Source organism: Kribbella sp. NPDC050281, from assembly GCF_040655855.1.
GTDB lineage: Bacteria > Actinomycetota > Actinomycetes > Propionibacteriales > Kribbellaceae > Kribbella.
On sequence record NZ_JBFAKS010000027.1, the window covers coordinates 58,715 to 72,836 of the forward strand.

At 68.4% G+C, this 14,122-nt stretch carries 11 protein-coding genes; 8 read left to right on the plus strand and 3 right to left on the minus strand.

Translation table 11 applies throughout. The features are described 5' to 3' along the window. Nucleotides 1–181: 181 nt before the first annotated feature. The 5 genes from dnaK (at nt 182) to AB0I34_RS26985 (ending at nt 5,241) form a co-directional block, all read left to right on the plus strand. Nucleotides 182–2,053 (plus strand): molecular chaperone DnaK, encoded by a 1,872-nt coding sequence (gene dnaK / locus AB0I34_RS26965; protein WP_360450039.1) that lies wholly within the window; start codon nt 182–184, stop codon nt 2,051–2,053. Then, nucleotides 2,050–2,757: a nucleotide exchange factor GrpE gene (grpE, locus tag AB0I34_RS26970; protein ID WP_360450042.1), complete on the plus strand. Its 708-nt coding sequence runs from the start codon at nt 2,050–2,052 to the stop codon at nt 2,755–2,757. Before dnaK ends, grpE begins: the two co-directional genes overlap by 4 nt. A 27-nt stretch (nt 2,758–2,784) precedes the next feature. Next, nucleotides 2,785–3,957 (plus strand): molecular chaperone DnaJ, encoded by a 1,173-nt coding sequence (gene dnaJ, locus AB0I34_RS26975; RefSeq protein ID WP_131363687.1) that lies wholly within the window; start codon nt 2,785–2,787, stop codon nt 3,955–3,957. Beyond that, complete coding sequence (locus tag AB0I34_RS26980) at nt 3,957–4,412, plus strand: helix-turn-helix transcriptional regulator (RefSeq protein WP_131363688.1); 456 nt, start codon at nt 3,957–3,959, stop codon at nt 4,410–4,412. The genes dnaJ and AB0I34_RS26980 overlap by 1 nt, the downstream gene beginning before the upstream one ends. Before the next feature lie 292 nt (nt 4,413–4,704). Beyond that, a complete protein-coding gene (locus AB0I34_RS26985; RefSeq protein ID WP_360450045.1) occupies nt 4,705–5,241 on the plus strand; it encodes a GNAT family N-acetyltransferase in 537 nt (178 codons plus the stop codon). 54 nt (nt 5,242–5,295) lie between these two features. On the opposite strand, the gene AB0I34_RS26990 is transcribed toward AB0I34_RS26985, so the two are convergent. Next, on the minus strand, nt 5,296–8,916 hold the full coding sequence (locus AB0I34_RS26990) for a S8 family serine peptidase (RefSeq protein ID WP_360450048.1): 3,621 nt from the start codon (nt 8,914–8,916) through the stop codon (nt 5,296–5,298). Nucleotides 8,917–9,102: 186 nt separating this feature from the next. On the opposite strand from AB0I34_RS26990, the gene clpB reads away from it, so the two are divergent. Then, nucleotides 9,103–11,685 carry an ATP-dependent chaperone ClpB gene (clpB, locus tag AB0I34_RS26995; RefSeq protein ID WP_360450051.1) on the plus strand — a complete coding sequence of 861 codons (2,583 nt, stop codon included), beginning with the start codon at nt 9,103–9,105 and terminating at the stop codon, nt 11,683–11,685. Between the two features lie 48 nt (nt 11,686–11,733). Here the strand turns inward: clpB and AB0I34_RS27000 are convergent, their stop codons facing one another. Beyond that, the gene (locus tag AB0I34_RS27000; protein WP_360450054.1) at nt 11,734–12,294 is read right to left on the minus strand and encodes a dihydrofolate reductase family protein; all 561 of its coding nucleotides are present in this window, start codon (nt 12,292–12,294) and stop codon (nt 11,734–11,736) included. A 76-nt stretch (nt 12,295–12,370) separates the two neighbouring features. Here AB0I34_RS27000 and AB0I34_RS27005 point away from each other — a divergent pair, with 76 nt between their 5' ends. Beyond that, nucleotides 12,371–12,970, plus strand: a complete 600-nt coding sequence (locus AB0I34_RS27005; protein WP_360450057.1) for a hypothetical protein — start codon at nt 12,371–12,373, stop codon at nt 12,968–12,970. Here the strand turns inward: AB0I34_RS27005 and AB0I34_RS27010 are convergent. After that, nucleotides 12,967–13,422 carry a GNAT family N-acetyltransferase gene (locus AB0I34_RS27010; protein ID WP_360450059.1) on the minus strand — a complete coding sequence of 152 codons (456 nt, stop codon included), beginning with the start codon at nt 13,420–13,422 and terminating at the stop codon, nt 12,967–12,969. The two genes, AB0I34_RS27005 and AB0I34_RS27010, sit on opposite strands and share 4 nt — an antisense overlap. A gap of 96 nt (nt 13,423–13,518) precedes the next feature. Between AB0I34_RS27010 and AB0I34_RS27015 the strand changes: the two genes are divergently transcribed. Further along, nucleotides 13,519–14,091: a hypothetical protein gene (locus AB0I34_RS27015; protein WP_360450062.1), complete on the plus strand. Its 573-nt coding sequence runs from the start codon at nt 13,519–13,521 to the stop codon at nt 14,089–14,091. The last annotated feature ends 31 nt before the right edge of the window (nt 14,092–14,122 follow it).

Below are 14,122 nucleotides of genomic sequence, written 5' to 3' on the forward strand. Positions count from 1 at the left end.
ATCGGGGCTCGTCTTGGGAATGACCCACGGGTTGTGCAATGTTGAGCCAGGTGTACTCAAGTTTGTTCGGTCACGGATTTGAATCCGAGGCGGTCGAACGGCAACATTGAGTCTGCATCACTCAAGTTTCCGGGGGTTGCGGGGGTCGTCCCCCGGACTCACTCAGTGTGGAGGTAAGCACATGGCCCGCGCGGTCGGTATCGATCTCGGTACGACGAACTCCGTCATCGCCGTACTGGAAGGTGGCGAGCCCACCGTCATCCCCAACGCCGAGGGAGCGCGCACGACGCCCTCGGTGGTGGCTTTCGCCAAGAACGGCGAGGTCCTGGTCGGCGAGGTGGCGAAGCGCCAGGCCACCACGAACGTCGACCGCACCATCCGCTCCGTCAAGCGCCACATGGGCGAGGACTGGAGCGTGAACATCGACGGCAAGAAGTTCACCCCGCAGCAGATCAGCGCGTTCGTGCTGCAGAAGCTGAAGCGGGACGCCGAGGCGTACCTCGGGGAGCAGGTCACGGACGCGGTCATCACCGTGCCGGCGTACTTCTCCGACGCGCAGCGCCAGGCGACCAAGGAGGCCGGCGAGATCGCCGGTCTGAAGGTGCACCGGATCGTCAACGAGCCGACCGCGGCCGCGCTGGCCTACGGCCTCGACAAGGGCACCGAGCAGACCATCCTGGTCTTCGACCTCGGTGGTGGCACGTTCGACGTGTCGCTGCTGGAGATCGGCGACGGCGTCTTCGAGGTGAAGGCGACCAGCGGTGACAACCACCTCGGTGGTGACGACTGGGACGCCCGGATCGTCCAGTGGCTGGTGACCCAGTTCAAGAACAAGAACGGCACCGACCTGTCCGGCGACAAGATGGCCATGCAGCGCCTCACCGAGGCCGCCGAGAAGGCCAAGATCGAGCTGTCCGCCGCGGCCGAGACCACCATCCACCTGCCGTACCTGAGCCTGACCGAGTCGGGCCCGCTGCACCTGGAGGAGAAGCTCTCCCGGGCCGAGTTCCAGAAGATGAGCAACGACCTGCTGGAGCGCGCCCGCGCCCCGTTCAAGGCCGTCATCAAGGACGCCGGCATCGACGTGTCGAAGATCGACCACGTCATCCTGGTCGGCGGTTCGACCCGGATGCCCGCGGTGGCCGACCTGGTCAAGGAGCTGACCGGTGGCAAGGACCCGAACAAGGGCGTGAACCCGGACGAGGTCGTGGCCGTCGGCGCCTCCCTGCAGGCCGGTGTGCTGAAGGGTGAGGTCAAGGACGTCCTGCTGCTCGACGTGACCCCGCTGAGCCTGGGGATCGAGACCAAGGGTGGCGTGTTCACCAAGATCATCGAGCGCAACACCACGATCCCGACCAAGGGCTCGGAGATCTTCACCACGGCCGAGGACAACCAGCCGTCGGTGATGATCCAGGTCTACCAGGGCGAGCGGGAGATGGCGCGCGACAACAAGTCGCTCGGCAACTTCGAGCTGACCGGCCTGCCGCCGGCGCCGCGCAACGTGCCGCAGATCGAGGTCACCTTCGACATCGACGCGAACGGCATCGTGCACGTCAACGCCAAGGACCTGGCCACCGGCAAGGAGCAGCGGATGACCGTCACCGGCGGTTCCGCGCTGCCGAAGGACGACATCGACAAGATGGTCCGCGACGCCGAGCAGTACGCCGAGGAGGACCGCCAGCGCCGCGAGGCGGTGGAGAGCCGCAACCAGGCCGAGGGGCTGGTCTACCAGACCGAGAAGTTCCTGTCCGAGAACGAGGACAAGGTCCCCGACGACGTCAAGACCGAGGTCAAGGACGGCGTCGCCGAGCTGAAGAAGGCCCTCGAGGGTGAGGACGCCGACGCGATCAAGGCCGCGTCGGAGAAGCTCGCCCAGTCCAGCCAGAAGATGGGCGCCGCGATGTACGCGAACGCCCAGGCTGCCGGCGGCGGCTCCGAGGAGAGCGCGACGGCGGACGACTCGGCGAGCAGCAGCAGCAGCAACGACGACGACGTCGTCGACGCCGAGATCGTGGACGAGGACCGGCCGCAGGACAAGACGGAGGACAAGTGACGGATCGACCGACTGGCAGCGAGTTCGGCGACGGCGAGCCCGTCGTCCGGGACAAGCGCCGGATCGACTCGGACACCGGCGCGCTGCGGGAGCCTTCCGAGGCTCCCGCACCGGGCCCCCAGCCGGGCATGCCGGGCACCCCGGGCGCGCAGCCGCCGCGGGATCCCTCGGACTTGATCGGCCCGTCTGCCCAGGAGGCTCTGTTGACCGAGGCGCTCGCCGAGCGTACGGCGGACCTGCAGCGACTGCAGGCCGAGTACGTCAACTACAAACGCCGGGTGGACCGGGACCGCGAGGCGAGCCGCGAGCTCGTCATCGGCACGGTGCTGACCGAGTTGCTCGGGATCCTGGACGACATCGGCCGGGCCCGCGAGGCCGGCGAACTCGAGGGCGCGTTCAAGGCGGTCTCGGAGTCGCTGGAGCGGGTCACCGAGAAGCTCGGCCTGGTGCGGTTCGGCGAGACGGGTGACACCTTCGACCCGCGCATCCACGAGGCCCTGCTGCACAACTACTCCGACGAGGTGGACGGCCCGACCGCGACGATGGTCATGCAGCCGGGTTACCGCCTCGGGGAGCGGGTCCTGCGGGCGGCCCGGGTGGCCGTCTCGGAACCGACCGAGCAACTACCTGGTGACGCCGCGCAGGACGGCGTACCGGTGGAGAGTGCAGATGACGACCAGGCCGCGGACAAGTCCGCGGAGTAGGCGACACGGCTGGAGGGGAGGCGTCGGATGAGCACGAAGGACTGGCTCGAGAAGGACTTCTACAAGGTTCTCGGCGTCTCCAAGACCGCCGAGGCCGATGAGATCAAGAAGGCCTACCGCAAGCTGGCGCGCAAGTACCACCCCGACTCCAACGCCGGGGACGCCAGCGCCGAGGCCAAGTTCAAGGAGGTCTCCGAGGCGTACGACGTCGTCGGCGACCCGAAGAAGCGCAAGGAGTACGACGAGGCACGCCGGCTGTTCGGCAGCGGCGGCTTCCGGATGCCTGGTGGCAGCGGACAGGGCGGCGGCGGGTTCAACTTCGACGTCGGCGACCTGTTCAACCGCGGCGGCAGCGGAGGCAGCGGTGGTGGCCTCGGCGACATCCTGGGCGGCATGTTCGGCGGTGGCGGCCGGACCACGACCACCTCGTCGACGGCGCGGCCGCGGCGCGGTGCCGACATCGAGACCGAGGCGTCGATCGAGTTCGCCGAGGCCGTGAACGGTGTCACCGTGGCGTTGCGGATGACCAGTGACGAGCCGTGCAAGACCTGCCGCGGTACCGGCGCGAAGTACGGCACCGTGCCGAAGGTCTGCCTGAAGTGCGAAGGCACGGGCATGCAGACCTCGGTCCAGGGCGGCGTGTTCGCCATGACCGAGCCGTGCACCGAGTGCAAGGGCCGCGGCCTGGTCGTCGACCAGCCGTGCGAGACGTGCCACGGTTCCGGCCGAGGCCAGTCGAGCAAGACCATGCAGGTCCGCATCCCGGCGGGCGTGCAGGACGGTCAGCGGATCCGGCTGAAGGGCAAGGGCGCGGCCGGCGAGCGAGGTGGCCCCGCGGGCGACCTCTACGTCACCGTGCACGTGCACACCCACCGGATCTTCGGCCGCCAGGGCGAGCACCTGACGCTGAACGTCCCGGTGAGCTTCACCGAGGCGGCACTGGGTGCCGAGATCAAGGTGCCGACCCTGGACGGTATGCCCGTCACGGTCCGGATCCCTGCTGGTACGGCGAACGGCAGCAAGCTGCGCGTCCGTGGCAAGGGCTCGGTCCGGCGGGACGGTACGAAGGGCGACCTGCTGCTCACCATCGAGGTGCAGGTGCCGCACGAACTGACCGAGGAGCAGCGCGCCAAGCTGCAGGAGTTCAACTCGGCCTCGGAACACCCTGACCTGCGGGCCGGGCTGTTCGGGAGTTCCTGATGGGCCTCCCGTTCAGCCAGGTGCCGACCTGGGACGACCGCACCCCGATCTATGTGATCTCGGTGGCGGCCCAGCTGGCCGGCATGCACCCGCAGACCCTGCGCCAGTACGACCGGCTCGGCTTGGTCACGCCGAGCCGGGCGTCAGGCCGGGGCCGGCGGTACTCGGCGTACGACGTGGCGAAGCTGCGCTATGTCCAGCACCTGTCCCAGGAAGAGGGCGTCAACCTGGCGGGAATTCGGCACATTCTCGCGCTACAGTCCGAAGTGGAGGACCTGCGCAAGCGGGTCAACCAGCTACTGGCAGAAGTCCAGCGGGGTGTGGGTGTGTCCCGGCAGAGCAGCAGCAGCCGGGTCTTCTCGGCCGGCCCGGCCGGCGACGTGATCGCCATGGGCCGGCAGCAGACCACGACCCGATGGATCCGGACCCAGCCGCTCGAGCTGGGACCGCGCTGACCGGCGCCGCCACCCGGCCACGGGTCAGCCGCTGACCCCCTCCGACCACCGGAGGTGTTCCGACTCCCCCCTCGGAGCCTCCGGTCCGTGGAGGCCGTCGTCCCCCCGACGCCTCCACCGCCGAAGGTGTGCTCCCCCAGCACCCTTCGGCCCCCGCAGGGTGGTCCGTTCCAGGACCGCCCTGCGGCTCGATCGCAGCAGCAGCCCCCGGCCGGTCCGGGGGCTGCTCGCGTTCATCTACCGGTCACCCGCGACCCTCGTTTCCCTTGGCCCGGCGGCATACCCTGGCGGGGTGACGCTGAGCCTGCAGACGGACCGGCTGCTGATCCGGGACTGGGAAGAAGACGACGCCGACGCCGCGCTCGAGATCTACGGCTCGCCCGACGTGGCGCCCTGGCTGTCGCCGGCCATCGACAAGGTGACCGACGTGGCCACCATGCGCATGATCCTGCAGGCCTGGATCGAGGCCCAGCCGAACTTCGTCCCACCGGCCGGCCGGTGGGCGATCACCCGCCGCGACGACGGCGAGGTCGTCGGTGGCCTGCTGATCCGGCTGCTGCCGCCGTACGAGGAGGATCTCGAGATCGGCTGGCAGTTGCGGCCGAGTGCCTGGGGCAACGGGTACGCGACCGAGGCCAGTCGCGCGTTGATGCGGTGGGCGTTCAAGGACGGCTCGACCGACGAACTGTTCGCCGTCGCCCGCCCGAACAACAGGCGTGCCATCGCGACCGCCGCCCGGCTCGGGATGGTGTGGGTCGGCGAGACCGAGAAGTACTACGACCTGACGCTCCAGGTGTATCGCATCCGCGCGGCCGAGTTCGGCAAGTGAACCAGTAGCCGGGCAGCGATGAATGGGGGTGGCCGCGAGCCACCCCCATTCGCACTACTTCAGGCCGTAGGCCTTGGTGATCTCCTGGACCAGCTTGTTGCCCTTGGCATCAACAGCCGTGATGCGGAACGACGGTGACTGCGTGCCCGTGACAGTCGTCGTGTACTGCGCCGAACCGGTCTGCTTCAACGGCAGACGGGTCCACTGCTGACCGTCGTACGACAGCTCCAGCTGGACGGTCTTGAACTTCGCCGTCTGGGAGCCGGCCTGGTGTCTCAGACCGAGTCGGATCTCAGTGGGCTTGCCGGACGGCACCCTGCTGAGCGGATCCGCGGCCGGCGCATCCAGGTCGGCCAGGACGAGCGGCATGACCTCGTCCTCACCGCCCTGCGAGCGGAATGTCCACTCGGACTGCACCCGGGTCGAGTACTTCCAGAACTCGTGCTCCCGTGCGGTATCCATCGTGATCTTGTAGTCGGCGCTGTCAGCCGGCACGTCGGCCCACAGTGCGGAGGCCGGCTCCGACGCGACCACGAGACCATCGCGCTCCACCGTCAGCACCGTGCCACCGAAGTCGATGTCACCCATCTCGTCCGATCCGTGCCGATACGGGTTGATCACGACGGACAGTCCACCGTCCATACGTTGTACTCCGGCAAGTGGCGTCGCGGCCACCGGGAGACCGGAGTTCTGCACCGGTGCGACCCAGCGCGCCGATGTGTGCTGACCCGCGCGGTAGACGCGCTCGGTGCTGGACGCGCCCATCAGCTGGTCTCCGCCGTTGTTGAGCGCCAGTGTGCTCGACCAGCGGATCTGGTCGTTGCCGAGGATGTACGACGTACGCCGGGCCGGAGTACTGAACGTCGGTGCGAGCCACCCACCGAAGATGAAGCCCGCAGGCGTGGTCGCGTACCGGGTCTCCGAGGTGGGCATGCCGTCCGTGTGCGACCCGAACACCTCGTCGACCCGGGCGAACTGGTCGGGCTGTGCCGTGACCGTCGGGTTGGCGGGCACCTGGTTCCGCCAGGGGATCGCCAGGTCGTAGACGTACGGCGTCGCAGCCTGTCCGGCGATCCGGACCGTGCCCTGGTGCTCGAGCAGGCGACGGACCGTCTCCCGAGAGGTGCGCATCGCAGGGATGGTGGCCGCCTCACCTTCGCCGGTCGCCCAGAAGCCGTTGACCCCGTTGTCGCCTGGCACATCGGGGTTGTAGAGCAGTGCAGCCGCTGCGCCCGCGTCCTGGGCGGCCTTGACCAGCTTCCCGTTCCAGTCCTCGTCCTTGAACTTGATCACCGCAAGCTTCCCGCGCACGTCCTGCGGGTCTTGGCTGACCTGGAGGTCCTTCACCCCGGTGAACCGCGGACCGAAGTAGTAGTCGAGTACGGCGTACTGGTCCTTGCCGGCAGTGATCCGGTACGGCGGAACCTCCAGTCGCGACGCGGTGGCGAACTCACTGGTCCCCGTAGCCGGCTTGCCGACCGGAGTGGCGGTGAAGACCCGCGGTGCGCCGGTGGTGCTGATGGAGTTGCCGCCGGTGGGAATCCCGGCGGTGTTGAACCGGGTGTAGACCGCACCGCGCTCGCGGGCCGTCAGACCCGACTGGCCCTTGACCTTCAGGTCCACTGGCTTGCCGCGCCGCGCATCGAGGGTGACCGTAGCGTCCTTGGTGAGGTTCGCCTCTGGCCCGACAGCCAGGTCGAAGTGCTCCAGCTCTGTGTCGGTCGCTTCGCTGAAGAACATCACACTTGCCTCGTACTTGCCCGGTGCGAGCCGGGCGGTAGCAGTGCCGTTCTGCATGATCACGCCGCCGGGGATGTTGACCGGATCGCCGTCGAGTCTGCTGATCGCGACCTGACCGGCGCCGGGTCCGCCGGTGCGGGTGATGCCCTTGACGGTCAGGTTGTAGAGCTCGGGCTCCGTGTACCAGCCGTACGTCGTGACGATGGGGTCCGTACCTTCGGCGGTGGCGCTGATCCGGCCGGAGAAGGTGCCCGGTCCAGCGGCAGCGCGGTTGGCGGTGACTGTCACTGTGGCTTCGCCGTTGGCCGGGACGGTGAGGTGGTCGGCGCTGAGCTTGATGGTGGCCGGACCGGCAGTCAGCTGCAGGGAGACCGCCGTACTCGTGGGGTTGCGGTAGGTCAGGACGCGGCTGACCTCGTCGTCAGCCGGGTAGGGCCAGCTGAGGCGGCCGAGCTCCAGCTCACCGGAGTCCACCGTCAGGCCGGTGTCGGTGGCCTGGTCCGCGTCTACTCGGCCGGCGCCCTGCTCGGCGACGGTGTTGTTCGGCTGCGGATCCGCAGTGGAGATCAGGCGTTCGCGGAGCTGGCTGAACGACCAATCCGGATGTGCTTGCGCGAGCAGAGCCGCCGTACCGGCCACATGTGGCGTGGCCATCGAGGTGCCGCTCAGCTTGGTGTAGTGGTCGTCGACTGGCTCACCGAGGCTGGTCCCGGCAGCGCGGGCTGCGACGATGTCGGTGCCCGGTGCCGAGATCTCCGGCTTCAGTGCGCCGTCGCCGTACCTCGGGCCGCGGCAGGACCTGTCGCTGACCGAACCGTCGCGCAGCAGGTTGCCGACGGCCAGCGCGTCGTCGGCCGCCGCGGGGGAGGTGACGGTGGCGGGCTCAGCTGCGAAGCAGTTGCCTGCAGCAACGACGAAGAGGGTCCCGGTGTCGCGGCTGAGCCGGTTCACCGCCTGGGACAGATCGTCCGTGCCGTCACTCGGCTCCTGGCCGCCCAGGCTGAGGTTGACCACATCCGCGCCCTGCGCGGTGGCCCATTCCATCCCGGCGATGATCCCGGAGAACTCACCGCTGCCGTAGTCGTCGAGGACCTTGCCGTTCAGCAGTGTGGCTTCGGGGGCGACGCCCTTGTACTTGCCACCCGACGCCGCGCCGTTTCCGGCCGCGATGCTGGCGACGTGCGTGCCGTGGCCGTAGTGGTCGCCGGCGTCCTCGGTGGGAGTGAAGTTCTGCGCTGCCGCGATGCGGCCGGCGACATCCGGGTGCCCGGCGTCGATGCCGGTGTCCAGGATGGCGATCTTCGAGCCCTTGCCGGTCAGGCCACGCTCCCAGGCCGCCGGCGCGCCGATCTGCGGCACGCTCTGGTCCAGGCTGACCTTGACCTTGCGGTCCAGCGTGACGCGCTCGACCTGCGGGTTCTTCCAGAAGGTGGTGGCCTCGGTCTTGGTGATCGCCGCAGCACGTGCGCCGATGCTGTCGAGCGTCCTGGTCCTGGCCGCTCCCGGGATCGTTGCCTTCTTGGCGCGCGCCGTCGCGGTGGCCTCGGAGCCCGCGTAGTGGACGATCACCGGCATCGTGGACGAGTGGGCGTCGTCACGCTGCTCCGCGATCAAGGTGGTGACGTCGAACAGGGTCCGGTCGAGCTTGCCGCTGATCACATCCGCAGCGGCTGCCGTCGGTACGACGTACGTGTGGCCGCCGGACAGCGTGGTGATGGCGGAGTCGGAGCTGCTGTGGCGGTCCGGCTCGAACACGATCGCCGGAGGGCGTCCGGCGTACTGGGTGACCTGGATGCGATCGCCCGTGATCAGCGTGATGCGGGTGGTGGTCGCTGCGGTCCCAGGGACCGGCCCGGCGCTCGCGGGCAAGGCGACGGTGCCGCCGAGGGCGACGGCTACGCAGAGGAGTGGAATGGTCCAGCGATGTCTTCGCAAGGGAGGGCCTCCGAGGCGGGACGGGCAAAGGGTTTCCACGACGGAGGACGCCGTGCCGAGGCCGAAGGTTCTGCCCCGACCCTGAGATTTCCCCGGGATTTCCCAGAGTTGAGTGGAATGGACTCAAGTTTGGATAGGTTGTACCCAGTGTTTGCTGTTGCTTGAGCTTGAAAGGCTGGAACCCATATGGACGTTCAGCGGTTGACGACGCTGGCCCGGGAAACCCTGTCGGTCGCGATCCGCCAGACCTCCTCGGCGGGCAATCCGACCGTCGAACCGATTCATCTGCTGTCCGCGCTGCTGGCGCAGCCCGAGGGGACGACCGTCGGCCTGCTCGAGGCCGCCGGCGGTGACCTCGACGCGGTACGCCGCCGGACCGCCGAGCAGCTGAGCCGCCTGCCGAAGGCGAGCGGTGGCAGCGTGCAGGCGCCGAGCCTGTCGCCGAAGACCAGCGACGTGTTGAGCCAGGCGGAGCAGCGGGCTCTCGGGCTCGGGGACGAGTACGTCTCCACCGAGCACCTGCTGATCGCGCTGGCCACCGTCGAGGGCAACGCCAAGACCGCGCTCGGGGTCACCGCGGACGCGCTGCTGCAGGCGTTCGACCAGATGCGTGGCAACCGCCGGATCACCTCCCCGGAGGCCGAGGGCACCACCAAGACGCTGGAGAAGTACGGCGTCGACCTGACCGAGCGGGCCAAGGAGGGCAAGCTCGACCCGGTGATCGGACGTGACTCCGAGATCCGCCGGGTCGTCCAGGTGCTGTCCCGGCGTACCAAGAACAACCCGGTCCTGATCGGTGAGCCCGGCGTCGGCAAGACCGCCGTCGTCGAGGGCCTGGCCCAGCGGATCGTGGCCGGTGACGTGCCCGAGTCGCTGCGCGGCCGGCGCCTGATCAGCCTCGACCTGGGCGCGATGGTCGCCGGCGCGAAGTACCGCGGTGAGTTCGAGGAGCGACTGAAGGCCGTACTGACCGAGATCAAGGACTCCGACGGCCAGATCATCACCTTCATCGACGAGTTGCACACCGTCGTCGGCGCCGGTGCGACCGGCGACAGCTCGATGGATGCCGGCAACATGCTGAAGCCGATGCTGGCTCGTGGCGAGCTCCGGATGATCGGCGCCACCACCCTGGACGAGTACCGGACCCGGATCGAGAAGGACCCGGCGCTGGAGCGACGCTTCCAGCAGGTGTTCGTCGGTGAGCCGTCGGTCGAGGACTCGATCGCGATCCTGCGCGGTCTGAAGGAGCGCTACGAGGCGCACCACAAGGTCGCCATCTCCGACTCCGCCCTGGTGGCCGCGGCCACCCTGTCGCACCGCTACATCAGCGGCCGCCAGCTGCCGGACAAGGCCATCGACCTGGTCGACGAGGCCGCGTCCCGGCTGCGGATGGAGATCGACTCGTCCCCGGTCGAGATCGACTCGCTCCGGCGTACTGTCGACCGGCTGAAGATGGAGGAGCTCGCGCTGTCGCGCGAGGAGGACCCGTCCAGCCAGGAGCGACTCGGGCGGCTGCGCGCCGACCTCGCCGACCGCGAGGAGGAACTGCGTGCACTCGAGGCCCGCTGGGAGAAGGAGAAGTCCGGCCTGAACCGCATCGGTGAGGTCAAGGAGCGCATCGACGAGCTCCGCGGCCAGGCCGAGCGGGCGCAACGCGACGGCGACTTCGAGACTGCCTCCCGGATCCTGTACGGCGAGATCCCCGAGCTGACCAAGGAGCTGGAGAGCGCGTCGGAGGAGCCCGAGGTCGCCGAGGGACCGGACGCGATGGTCAACGAGGAGGTCGGCCCGACCGAGATCGCCGAGGTGATCGCGATGTGGACCGGCATCCCGACCGGCCGGCTGCTCGAGGGCGAGACCGGCAAGCTGCTCCGGATGGAGGACGAGCTGGGGCGCCGGCTGATCGGCCAGCGCGAGGCGGTCAAGGCCGTGAGTGACGCCGTACGGCGTGCTCGCGCGGGCATCTCCGACCCGGACCGGCCGACCGGTTCGTTCCTGTTCCTGGGTCCGACCGGTGTGGGTAAGACCGAGCTGGCCAAGGCGCTCGCGGACTTCCTGTTCGACGACGAGCGCGCGATGGTCCGGATCGACATGTCGGAGTACGGCGAGAAGCACAGCGTCGCGCGGCTGGTCGGTGCCCCGCCCGGCTACGTCGGGTACGAGGAGGGTGGCCAGCTCACCGAGGCTGTCCGCCGCCGTCCGTACTCGGTGATCCTGCTCGACGAGGTGGAGAAGGCGCATCCCGAGGTCTTCGACATCCTGCTGCAGGTGCTGGACGACGGTCGGCTGACCGACGGCCAGGGTCGCACGGTCGACTTCCGCAACGTGATCCTGATCCTGACCAGCAACCTGGGGTCGGCGTACCTGGCGGACCTGGGGCTGGACGACAAGGCCAAGCGCGACCAGGTGATGGCGGTCGTGCGGCAGTCGTTCAAGCCGGAGTTCATCAACCGGCTGGACGAGATCGTGCTGTTCGATGCGCTCGGCAGCGAGGAGCTGACCCAGATCGTCGCCCTGCAGATCAAGGCGTTGCAGCGCCGTCTGGCCGATCGCCGGATCACCCTGGAGGTCGACGAGGGCGCGATGGAGTGGCTGGCGATGACCGGCTACGACCCGGTGTACGGCGCTCGTCCGCTCCGCCGGTTGGTGCAGTCCGCCATCGGTGACGAGCTGGCCCGGAGTCTGCTCAACGGCACTGTCCGCGATGGTGACACCGTCAACGTCACCCTGAACGAGGCGAAGGACGCCCTGGACGTCAGTCCTGCGTGATCCCGCCCGAAGCTGGGCCGGCCGTGTGCCGGCCCAGCTTTTGTTTGCTCAGGCGGGCTTGTAGGTCACAGCGATGACGCCGCTCGACAGCGTGGTCTGACTGACGAACTCGAGCTCGGTGCGGGGTGCGCCGTCCGGGAACAGGCGAGCGCCGGTGCCGAGGATGAGCGGATGCACCATGATGTCCAACTGGTCGACGAGTCCGTTGCGGAGCAGGCTCTGCAGGAGCGTCGGGTTGCCGTACATGATGATGTCCTTGCCGGGCTCCGCCTTGATCCGCTTCAGTGCGTCGATCGCGTCTCCTTCCAGCAGCGACGCGTTCCAGGTGAGTTCGCCGGTGAGCGTTGTGGAGGCCACCAGTTTCGGGATGCGGTTCAGCGCCTCGGCGTACGGGCCTTCGGCGTTCCCCCACGCGGCGGAGAACATCTGATAGGTACGTCGGCCGCAGAGGAAGTAGTCACAGCTCGACAGCTTCTCCGTCGACCGCCGTACAGCCTCGTCACCGAAGTACGGCCCGGCCCACCCCCCGAACGGTGCCCCGCCGAAACCTCCGGGGTCCTCGGCCACACCGTCGAACGTCATCAAGGCCGACGCGATGATCCTGCGCATGATTCTCCTTCCAGGAGTTTCGTCTCACCCGTGTAGACCATGGGACGGCGGCAAAGGAATCGGAGAGAATGGTGCGGTGACACGGGCTGACTGGGTGAACACCACACACGACTGGGCCGAATCGGTGGATCGGGACCACCTGACCCAGATCCGCGGCGACATCGAGCGGTACGCGCCCGGCGGTCTGCTCCACCTCGTGCTGGAGGTCGTTGCCTACCCTGACGACGAGGCCGAATCCGCCGGCCGGCGAGGTGTCTGCACAGTCACGCTCCACGCCGACGGCTCGATCACCATCACGGACGACGGGCGCGGGACGGACACCCGGGTCGACGAGCACGGCCGACCGATCAAGAAGCCGGTCATGGCCACGCAGGACCTTCGCTTCTTCGAGGACCCGGCCGCGCCGCTCCTCCCCGACGGCCACCCGCGCCGCGGCATGTCAGTGGTCGCCGCCTTGAGCGATCGCCTCACCCACACCAACCGCCGCCTCAACGGCTCGTGGACCCAGCGCTACGATTACGGCGTACCGGTGACTGACCTGGACCCCGTCGACTCCGACGGCACCACGGGAACCTCAGTCCACTTCCACGCCCCAGCCTTCGCCTCACTCACGCCAGCCGATCTACGCAACCACCTGACCTTCCCCCACCTCGACATCACACTCAGCGAGTCCTAGAGGTTCTTGCGGAGGAAGTGGTTTGTGTGTCCGGGTGGGTAGTCGCGTTTGACGCCGTACTGCTCGTACCCGGCCTTGCGGTAGAAGTCCGGCGCCTGGAAATCGAAGGTGGTGACGTCGGCCCACCGGCAACCGCGCGCTCGGCCTTGCGCCTCGATCGCCTCCAGCAGGGCGGTCCCGATGCCTTGGCCTCTGGCGTTCGCGTCGACCCACATCGTGTCGATCGTGAGCCAGTGCCAGCTCCGCTCCACCCGGCCCGCACAGCCGCCGAGGAGTGATCCGTCAGGTGCGAGGGCGAACACGTGCACCGGTTCGGACTTGAGGTTCGCCGGCTCGAACCGCTCCCGGACCACCGCGGACCGTTCCTTGTTGTACTCGACCAGTCGGTCGACCAGGTCCTCCTCGAGTCCCGGATCGACACCACTCCGCAGCTCGAATTCGGCAGCATCCACACGGCCACCATCACCTTCGGCTCCGTTGATGGGCAACAGGTTTTGGGCGATCTGCGAGGATCAGGGTGGGGGATGGTGGAAGGAAGTCTTCAGCGCATGACCGAGCAGCAGGGCGACGAGCCGGGACGGGCCGAGCACGGGCCCGGTCCGTATCGCGGTGTCTTCGGCTCACCCGGAGATGTAGCGGGTCCGCCATCGCCTGGCGGGACGCCGTACGGTGACCAACCTGGTGCGTACGGCGATCGGCCGGGAGCGTACGGCGGTGTGTACGGCGCGGGCCCGACGGCGTACGCGCCGGTGGCTCCGCCCAAGCAGGTCACGATCGCCGCGGTCATCTCGCTCGGCCTGGGCGTGATGAGCATCCTGCTCGCCGGTCTGGCGCTGACCTCCGCAGGTGAGCAGATCTCCGAGGTCCTCACCGGCACGAAGGATGCGCAGGGCGTCGCCGTGGCGGCGGCGGTGATCTGCGCCTTCGTCTACATCCTGCCGGCGATCTTCGTCCGGAAGCGCCGAGCGTGGGCCCGAGTCATGCTGATCGTGGTCGCTGCGATCGGCATCGTGGGTGGAGTGGTTGCGCTGCCCAGCGGCATCCTCGGGCTGGCGATTCACGGCACACTGCTGTTCCTGATGCTCCAGCAGCCGACCAAGCTCTGGTTCCACCACCGCTGACGCGTCCACGCCCCACCCCCGAAGGAATTCA